This is a genomic window from Thomasclavelia sp., from assembly GCF_017889095.1.
Taxonomy (GTDB): domain Bacteria; phylum Bacillota_I; class Bacilli_A; order Erysipelotrichales; family Coprobacillaceae; genus Thomasclavelia.
In genome coordinates this window covers 1-9,124 of sequence record NZ_JAGHEW010000241.1, presented here as the reverse complement: position 1 = coordinate 9,124, position 9,124 = coordinate 1, and the positions used below count along the sequence as shown (strand labels likewise).

The 9,124-nt window shown below is 25.5% G+C and carries 9 protein-coding genes and 1 pseudogene; all 10 read left to right on the top strand.

All coding sequences use genetic code 11. The features are described 5' to 3' along the window. A partial coding sequence (locus J7M77_RS10545; protein WP_296878317.1) for a DegT/DnrJ/EryC1/StrS family aminotransferase occupies positions 1-480 on the top strand: 480 nt, incomplete at its 5' end. Beyond that, positions 471-1,163, top strand: coding sequence for a sugar transferase (locus J7M77_RS10540; protein ID WP_296878315.1), 693 nt, complete (start codon positions 471-473; stop codon positions 1,161-1,163). The genes J7M77_RS10545 and J7M77_RS10540, both read left to right, overlap by 10 nt. A gap of 9 nt (positions 1,164-1,172) precedes the next feature. After that, positions 1,173-2,309, top strand: coding sequence for a glycosyltransferase family 4 protein (locus J7M77_RS10535; RefSeq protein ID WP_296878313.1), 1,137 nt, complete (start codon positions 1,173-1,175; stop codon positions 2,307-2,309). A 2-nt stretch (positions 2,310-2,311) separates the two neighbouring features. Next, positions 2,312-3,406: a glycosyltransferase family 4 protein gene (locus J7M77_RS10530; protein ID WP_296878311.1), complete on the top strand. Its 1,095-nt coding sequence runs from the start codon at positions 2,312-2,314 to the stop codon at positions 3,404-3,406. A 4-nt stretch (positions 3,407-3,410) separates the two neighbouring features. Continuing rightward, positions 3,411-4,886, top strand: coding sequence for a hypothetical protein (locus J7M77_RS10525; protein WP_296878309.1), 1,476 nt, complete (start codon positions 3,411-3,413; stop codon positions 4,884-4,886). Continuing rightward, positions 4,871-5,566 (top strand): hypothetical protein, encoded by a 696-nt coding sequence (locus J7M77_RS10520; RefSeq protein ID WP_296878307.1) that lies wholly within the window; start codon positions 4,871-4,873, stop codon positions 5,564-5,566. Before J7M77_RS10525 ends, J7M77_RS10520 begins: the two co-directional genes overlap by 16 nt. 32 nt (positions 5,567-5,598) lie before the next feature. Further along, positions 5,599-6,885, top strand: a complete 1,287-nt coding sequence (locus J7M77_RS10515) for an O-antigen polymerase (protein WP_296878305.1) — start codon at positions 5,599-5,601, stop codon at positions 6,883-6,885. A gap of 20 nt (positions 6,886-6,905) precedes the next feature. Further along, a complete protein-coding gene (locus J7M77_RS10510) occupies positions 6,906-8,417 on the top strand; it encodes a lipid II flippase MurJ (RefSeq protein WP_296878303.1) in 1,512 nt (503 codons plus the stop codon). Positions 8,418-8,419: 2 nt separating this feature from the next. Continuing rightward, on the top strand, positions 8,420-8,902 hold the full coding sequence (locus J7M77_RS10505) for a hypothetical protein (RefSeq protein WP_296878301.1): 483 nt from the start codon (positions 8,420-8,422) through the stop codon (positions 8,900-8,902). Positions 8,903-8,916: 14 nt separating this feature from the next. Continuing rightward, positions 8,917-9,124: pseudogene (locus J7M77_RS10500) on the top strand (UDP-glucose 6-dehydrogenase); the annotation flags it as partial.

The window sequence follows — 9,124 nt, the reverse complement described above, 5'->3', positions numbered from 1 at the left end:
TTAGGAGCATGGGAATATGATATCATTGCACCAGCCTACAAATGCAATATGACCGATATCATGGCCAGCATCGGTTTAGCCCAGCTTGAAAGATATGATAGTCTTCTTAAAAGAAGAAAAGAAATCATTGAAATGTATGATGAAGGCTTTAAGAATCTGGATGTCCAGGTATTAAATCACTATGATAATGATCATCGATCATCAGGACATTTGTATTTTATCAGAGTAAAAGGGATAAACGGGGTTCAAAGAAATAAAATCATTGAAGAAATGGCTAAAAAAGGGATAGCCTGCAATGTTCACTATAAACCGTTACCAATGTTAAGTGCTTATAAAAACATCGGTTTTGATATTAAGGACTATCCAAATGCCTATAAACAGTTTATCAATGAAATCACATTGCCATTACATACCAAATTAAGCAACGGGGATGTTGCATATATTATCAAAAGCTTTAAAGAGGTTATTTCATGTTACTAAGGAAATGGAATGAATTGCCTAAATATATGCAAAATGATAAAGTAAAGTCTTATTATGAAAGTTTAAATAAGAAAAAAGGTCAACTATTATTAAAAAGGATCTTTGATATAGTCTGTTCACTAGTTTTAATTATTATTTTATCACCGGTAATATTGATTATATCCGTTTGGATCAAAACTGATTCTAAAGGACCAGTATTTTATCGTCAGGAACGAATTACCCGGTATGGAAAGAAATTTAAAATATTCAAGTTTAGAACGATGGTCGTAGATGCTGATAAATCGGGAACGTTAGTAACAACAAAGAATGATTCCAGAATTACAAAAATTGGCAAAAAAATACGAAAATATCGAATTGATGAGTTGCCGCAATTATTCAATGTTTTATTAGGTGATATGAGTTTTGTGGGAACAAGACCAGAGGTAAAGAAATATGTCGATCAGTATACTGATGAAATGTATGCAACATTGCTGTTACCAGCAGGAATAACATCAATCGCCAGTATTGAATTTAAAGATGAAGATGAAATAATCAGTAAATATATAAGTAAAGATAGAGATATTGATGAAGTGTATGTAACTAAGGTACTTCCTTTGAAAATGAAGTATAACTTAGAGTCATTAGCTTCTTTTTATTTTATCAAAGAAATAAAAGTAATGATTGATACAGTAATGAAAGTGTAGGTGAAAAAAATGGCAAAACCATTAGTTGCATTAATTACTAATCATGATGATGATGTTTATTGTTTTAGAAAAGAATTGATAGAAAGCCTTGTAGCAAATGGTTATGATGTACTAGTTTCTTGTCCTTATGGTGAGAAATTGGAATTAATGAGAGAAATAAATTTTATTCATGATGATGTTTGGATAGATAGACGGGGAATAAATCCTGTTTCTGATATGAAATTAATTTTTTATTATAGAAGATTATTTAAAAAATATAAGCCGGATATTATTTTAACATATACAATTAAACCTAATATTTATGCTAGTTTTGTTGCAATGAGCTTAAAAATACCATATATAAATAATATTACTGGACTTGGAAGTGTTTTAAAAATGAAAAAATCGTTGCAAAAATTTATATTATGTTTATTTAAAATTGCATTTAAAAAATCATCATGTATTTTTTTTCAAAATGAAGAAAATATGCGTTTAGCATTAAAACAAGGTTTAGTTAACAAGAATTATAGACTTATCCCTGGATCGGGGGTAAATACTAAAAGATTTCCATTACAAGATTATCCAAACGGTGGAAATGGAATTATTGGGGATACAGTTGTTTTCAATTATATTGGAAGAGTGCTGCATGATAAAGGAATTGATGATTATTTAGAAGCTGCTAAAATCATTAAAGAAAATTATCCAAGGACAGAATTTAATATAATTGGCTTTATTGAACCAAGTGAAAAGTATTATAAAGAGAAATTAGAAAAACTGCAAAATCAAAATATAGTTATATATCGTGGACAACAAAAAGATGTTATTCCTTTTATAACCAAATCGCATGCAATTATTCATCCATCCACTTATGGAGAAGGAATGAGTAATGTATTACTTGAAAATGCATCATCTGGCAGAGTTTTGATAACTACTGATAATCCCGGATGCCAAGAAACTGTCAAAAATCAAGAAACTGGATTTATTTATCAAGGTGGGAATGTAGAAGCACTAGTTAATACTGTAAAAAGATTTTTGCAAGTTACCAATGATGATAGAAAAAAGATGGGTAAGATGGGTCGAAAATATATTGAAAACAATTTTTCTAGGGAAATCGTTATTCATGCATATATTAACAAGATCAATGAAATTGTTGGGAGGAAAAGATAAACATGATATGTGTAGTTTCTGTTATTGACTCGATATCAGTTACTAGTATGCCTGTTAATGAATTTATAATTTATAGAGATAAACATAAATTTAATATTAAGCAAAAAATAATCGTGTGTGATACAACTATTCCTCAAGAAATTAATATTCCTAATAATGTGGAGATTTATTTAGTAGGTAAAAATATATTCGAGATAAGATCTGCGGTTAAAATAATTAATAATCAGTGTCAAAAAAAACATGATACTGTTATTTATCATTTACATCATCAAAAATCTGCAATGTTGTTTTTTTTAGCAACTGTATATTTAAAAGTTAAGCAATATACATTATATACAATTCATAGTACATATAAAGATAGAAATTTTAAGTATAAAATTACTAGCTGTTTATGTTCTTTGATTTCAAATTATGTTAATTGTGTCAGCTTGTCGTCTTTTGAAGTATATAATAATACGATAAAAAGAATAAAAGGATCAAAATTTTTATATATTCAAAATGGTGTTGATGTACTTAGAATAGAATCAATAATTAATAATCAATCTGTTAAAAGAAAGAAAAAATCATTAGTATACATTGGAAGAATGATCCCTATAAAAAATCACTCATTTTTAATAAAGCTAATGAAAAAATTACCTGATTATGAAATGATATTTATTGGTCAAGAAGATGAAAAACAATATATTCGTACTTTGGCAAAAGAAGAAGGTGTTATTGATAGAATAAAATTTACTGGTCTAATTTCAAGAGAAAGTGTTTTTTGCAAACTTAGTGAATCATTGATATATGTTTCACCATCTTTGGTGGAAGGAATGCCTATTTCAGTTTTGGAAGCAATGTATGTAGGACTTGTTCCAATTCTATCAGATATTGAACCTCATAAAGAAATAGCGAGAAAATGTCAAGAAATTAGAATACGGCCATTAAACCTAGATGTTTGGGCAAATACTATAAAGGAAATAAGTGATATAAACAATGAAAATTTAGATATCGAAATTAGTAAAATCAGATCTTCAATATATGATCAATTTTCTTTAGATGCAATGCATCAAGATTATCTGGAAATATACAATAAAATATTAAAAAATAAGGAGTAAATTTATGTTAGAATCTATAAAACAAATGTTTTTAGAATTAGATAAAAATAATATTAAATATTGCCATTGGAAAAGTAATGAGCACTTAGATGCTTCGTTATTGGGAGATACTGATTTAGATATATTATTTTTATCTGAACAAAGAAATGAAATTGATAGAATTTTAACTACATGTGGTTTAAAAAGATTTAGAGCAACAGAATTAATGCAATATAATGCTATTGAAGATTTTATCGGTTTAGATAGTGAAAGTGGAAAAATATGGCATCTTCATGCTCATCATAAATTGACTTTTGGTCAAAAGCATTTAAAAGGCCATACTATGACTGAATTGGGAAATAATATCTTAAAAAATAGAATAAGAAATAGTGACGGAATCTATACATCTAGTTACGAAGATGAATTGATTCTTTTTTTTGTAAGAAATGCTTTAAAATTACGTTGGCGAGATTTGTTTTTTAAAATTGATCAGGATGATATTTTAGAATTAAAATGGCTATTAAAATATTTTAATTACAATAAATTAAAACTAACTAGTAGAGAATATTTTAATGATGAGATATCAAATATAATAATTTTATTATCAAATCAAGAAATTGATAAAAAGATACAGTTTTATAGATTACATAGATTATTAAAGAAGGATTTGCAATTATTTACTGGTTATTCAACTTTAACTTCATGGGTCGTTAGGAGCAAAAGAGAAATCTATTGGGGTATTGGCGGTATAAAACGACGACTATGTTTAAATGCTAGTAAACCATATAGAAGGGTATCACCTTCAGGCGGATGTGTAGTGGTATTTTTAGGAAGTGATGGTGCAGGTAAATCTACTACTATCAAAAATGTACAAAGAGAGTTTGGAAAAAAAATAGATGTAAAAACAGTATATTTAGGAAGTGGAGATGGTTCTAGTTCTTTATTTAGAAAACCAATGAAATGGGTAGCTAAAAAAATTGGAGGAAAGGGGTTAGGACAAAAATTAGAAAAAGAAAATTATAAAAAAAATACTAAGTCATCAGTCAAAGCAAAATTATATTCTTGCGCTAAAATAATATGGGCAATTACTTTAGCACAGGAAAAGAAAAAGAAATTAAAAATAATTACTAGATCAAGAAACAATGGGATGTTGGTACTGGTAGATAGATATCCACAAACAGAAATCATGGGATATAATGACGGACCGTTACTTTCTAAATTTTTGTTAAAGGGTCATGGTATTTTATATTTAATAGCTAAAAGAGAATTGGATATATATAAATCAGCATATATGAATAAACCGGATTTAACCTTTAAACTTGTAATACCATCAGAACTAGCAATTGCTAGAAAACCAGAAATGACAATAGCTGAAATAGAAGATAAAAAAAATGCAGTAATGAAAATGCATCCTTGCGATAGGATAGTTAATATAGATACTTCTGTTGATATAAAAAAATCTTTGAAAATAGTGATGGATAATATATGGAAAATAATATAGTTACTAAATGTATTGAATTTTATGGCTTGCCAGGATGTGGTAAAAGTACAGTATCTCATGAATTGGTTAAAGTATTACTAAAACAAGGGTATAGTGTTATAGAGCCAATTTATATTCTAGATCATAAAAAAAGACCGATTATACGAAAAATTTTAAAAATTACTGCTACGATAAAATTCATTATTAAAAAACCATTATTTTTCAAAAAAATCATCAAAATAATTCTAAGGTTTTCCGATATAACAAATACATTTTCAAATATTATTAGTTTTACTACAAAATTTTATTATTTAGATAAATATCATGGTAAAGTAGATTTTATTGTTTTTGATGAGGGAATCATTCAAGGAATTGTATCAATAATGATTGATAATTTAAAATTTGCAAATAAAATTACAGAAATTTATTTTGAAATAATAGATGGTAAATATCGTATTTTACCAGTATATATTGATGAATCAGTAACATGTTCATTAAAGAACATGAATAAGCGTGAAACTAATGATTCTAGAGTAGAAAAAATCAAAGATAATAATAAAAAAGCTAATATTATGAATAGATATCTAATTTGTTTTACAAATATTCATATAAAAAATACTATCTATATTGTAAATAATATAAGATCAATAAAAAGTAAGATACATTTTATTTTAAATAGTTTAGATAAGGATAAAGTTTAAAAAGCACTTTTATTTGATTATGGGAGGTTAGAATGAAAATAACAAAAAAGGAAGTATACTATATATTTATTTATAGTATTATTACAATATTATCGTTAATTTTTTTATTTTATAATTATGAATATATTTCATCAAATTTTATTTCATTCATAGCATCATTTTTTGTTTTTGGTTATATTTGTATATTGGATTTCAATAAAAATAAAGATATATTTAGTCTTGGGATTGTTTTTAATATATTTGGTATATCGTATGTTAATTATTATATAATTGAATCTATTTTAAGTAATCAATTTATTCATCCAAATTATTTTTGGGCAATGAATATTTCATATTTATCTATGCTATCATTCAATATTGTTTTTTATGTATCGAAACAAGATGTTTTAAAAATATCAAATAAAACTGTAAATATTAGTTATAATATTAAAAAGATAAGATATTTTTTAATTGCGTTATTGTTATTTAGTCTATTTGTAGAATTTTATTATGTCATTAGGGCTATTGGTATTAGTAACTATTTTTTTATGTCAAGAGCAGAAAAGAGCCTTTATATGTCTGATTATGGAATTGCTTCATTCTACAAAAGTACTATCTCGTTAGTAGCAATTGTTTCATTATATGGCTATTTCAAGAAAAAAAATAAAATAGATTTTTTTATTTTTTTATTTTCTTTTATAATTTCTTTATTTAATGCTTATATAAACGGTTCTAGAGCTGAACTTATTACAATAATTCTTCCGGTAATTTTTATTTTTAAACATTATAATACTATCACAAATAAAATGGTTGTTTTTTATATGTTAGTATTTGCCCTTGTTTTAGGATTATGGAAAAGTTTTTATAGTCAAAACAGAGAACTTTCTTATGATAGTGAATTTAACACATGGTATAAAATTTGCTATAACGTAAGAAAAGATGATGTTGATTATTTATATGGGAAATCATATGGCTTGACTATAATAAATTTGATTTTGCCTATTACAAAAACCGAATCTTTGTCTACCTGGTATGTAAAAAAATATGAGCCAAATGTGTATTTAAGAGGTGGAGGCAGAGGTTTTTCTGGTGCATTGGAAGCATTTATAAATTTTGGATATCTTGGAAATATGCTAGTATATGGCATATATGGTTTTTTATTAAAACAAATAAAAAAGGATTATGATTTAGGAATAATTTTTTATATGATCATATTACTATCTCTTTATCAATTTTTTAGATCTGAGTCGTATTCGTTATGGAAGAATATGATGTGGTTTAAAATTTATCCGATTTTATTGATATATTATATATCAAAAATAAGATTAAAAAGAATTTAGATGTTGAAAGGACAGTGACTATGAAAAATATATTAAAAAATATTTCAATTGTAGTTTTATTTCTTTTTTTAGCTAAATTTTTTTCATTTATAATTGAACTGTTGATTGCATCTAAATTTGGGGTTACAAATGAAACTGATGTTTATTATATGGTAACTGGGATAATACAAGTTATTTATCCTATGATTTCAATTGGAATTTGGAAAGTATTTTTGCCAGAATATAAAGAAAAAATTTCGTTAGGAAATAAGTTGGCTGCCAATATATTAACAAATAAGTTAATATGTGTATTTATTGTTATAAGTATAACTGTAATGGCAATTATCATTTTATTCCCGCATTTTATTATAAAAATTTTTGCTCCTGGTTTTAATGAAACAGCTATTCTTCTTGCTGTACCGTTAATTAGAATTTTATCTTTTATGTTTATATTTAATGTTTTAGCTACTTTCTTTTCTGGAATATTGCAATCGAATAATCAATTTGCAAAATCGCAATTTAAGGAAGTTATTCAGCATCTTCCACCTATATTATATCTACTGTTTGGTTTTGGTTTTGCTGGTTTAAATGGATTAACTTATGTAATAGTATTTGGAAGTTTTTTATCTTTTTTTATTGAATATATATTTGTCAAAAAATATTATTCATTTAAAATGCCAAAAAAAATGCTAGATACAAACATATTATCTGTTTTAAAAAGAGTTCCAATTACTTGTTTAAACTCTATAATTAATCAACTTAATAGTATAGTAGATAAAGCGTTTGCTTCTAGTTTAACCATTGGAGCTGTTACATGTTTAAATTATGGGGGTAAATTAGTAAATTTATTCGATGGTCTATTTTCTACAGCTATTAGTACAGCATTATTTCCTAAAATAGCTGAATTAGCTGTATCTAAAGATAAAAATAAATTAAAAAAATTTATAAAAAACTATCTAATATTTGTTATAAGTGTTATCACACCACTTACAGCAATAATTTTAATTTTTTCTAAAGAGATCGTCATAATTGTTTTTGGACGTGGTAAATTTGATATAGATGCTATTAACACTACTTCTATGGTGTTATTAACTTATTCGATTGGTTTAGTTGCAATGAGTGTAACAACAATTATAAATGATCTTTTTTTTATTTTGAAAAAAACCAATACGCTATTATTTACAACGATAATAAATATAGCTTCTAATATAATTTTGGATATATTGTTCTTGCAAAAACATGGAGTTTTTGCGTTAAGTTTAGCAACAACTATTTCATTGTATTTATCTTTAGGAATAAAATTATATTTATTAAAAAATTGGATATTTTTTGATAAAAAATTATTTAATATATTTATTTTTGTTTTTAGCAGTTGTTTGATTTCAGCAATCCCAGTATGTTTTTTTAAAACATTGAATATAGATGTGCTGTTTTTATTAATAATGGGTGTTTTATTATTTGTAACTTGTTATTGTGTAATTTTATTTGGTTTAAATACATATTATCGAAAGAAATTATTTTTACTGATATATGGCACGAAAGAAAGGAAATAAATATGACGTTATATAATAGTATAAAAAATGACAGAAAATTAAATAGTTTTAAAAGTTTTATAATTCTTCTTTTTTATAGGTTAATGCATAACTATTATATAAAAGGAGCTAATATTAGATTGTTATTTTTTAGAATCATCAAAGAAATTTGTTTTATATTTTTAGGTATTAATGCTCAAATATCTTATAAAGCAGTAATTGGAAATAATATTAGATTATTGCATTCTGGGCTAGGGGTAGTTATTTCATCTAAAGCATTAATTTATGATAATCAAACAATATATCATCAAGTTACTTTAGGGATTAATGAAAATTTACCTGAAAATAAGCAAAAAATTATTATAGAAAAAAATTGCTTATTATCAACTGGTTGTAAAATTATATCTAGTAGAATAGGTGAAAATACAAAAATAGGACCAAATGCAGTCGTTTATAAAGATTTATCACCAAATACTCTGTATGTTTCATCAAATGAAAAAAAGTAAGGGGTTGAAATATAATGAAACTAGCAGTAGCCGGAACAGGCTATGTAGGACTAAGCATAGCTACATTATTGTCACAGCATCATGAAGTAGTTGCTGTAGATATCATTGAAGAAAAAATTAATATGATCAATAATAAAAAGTCTCAGATTCAGGATAATGAAATCGAAGACTTTTTAAGTACCAAAAATTTAAATCTTAAGGCAACATTGGATGCCAGAGAAG

What these genes read in the sequence shown, in the direction of transcription:
- J7M77_RS10540 (WP_296878315.1), top strand. Translation starts at nt 471, where the DNA reads ATGTTACTAAGGAAATGGAATGAATTGCCTAAATATATGCAAAATGAT.
- J7M77_RS10535 (WP_296878313.1), top strand. Translation starts at nt 1,173, where the DNA reads ATGGCAAAACCATTAGTTGCATTAATTACTAATCATGATGATGATGTT.
- J7M77_RS10530 (WP_296878311.1), top strand. Translation starts at nt 2,312, where the DNA reads ATGATATGTGTAGTTTCTGTTATTGACTCGATATCAGTTACTAGTATG.
- J7M77_RS10525 (WP_296878309.1), top strand. Translation starts at nt 3,411, where the DNA reads ATGTTAGAATCTATAAAACAAATGTTTTTAGAATTAGATAAAAATAAT.
- J7M77_RS10520 (WP_296878307.1), top strand. Translation starts at nt 4,871, where the DNA reads ATGGAAAATAATATAGTTACTAAATGTATTGAATTTTATGGCTTGCCA.
- J7M77_RS10515 (WP_296878305.1), top strand. Translation starts at nt 5,599, where the DNA reads ATGAAAATAACAAAAAAGGAAGTATACTATATATTTATTTATAGTATT.
- J7M77_RS10510 (WP_296878303.1), top strand. Translation starts at nt 6,906, where the DNA reads ATGAAAAATATATTAAAAAATATTTCAATTGTAGTTTTATTTCTTTTT.
- J7M77_RS10505 (WP_296878301.1), top strand. Translation starts at nt 8,420, where the DNA reads ATGACGTTATATAATAGTATAAAAAATGACAGAAAATTAAATAGTTTT.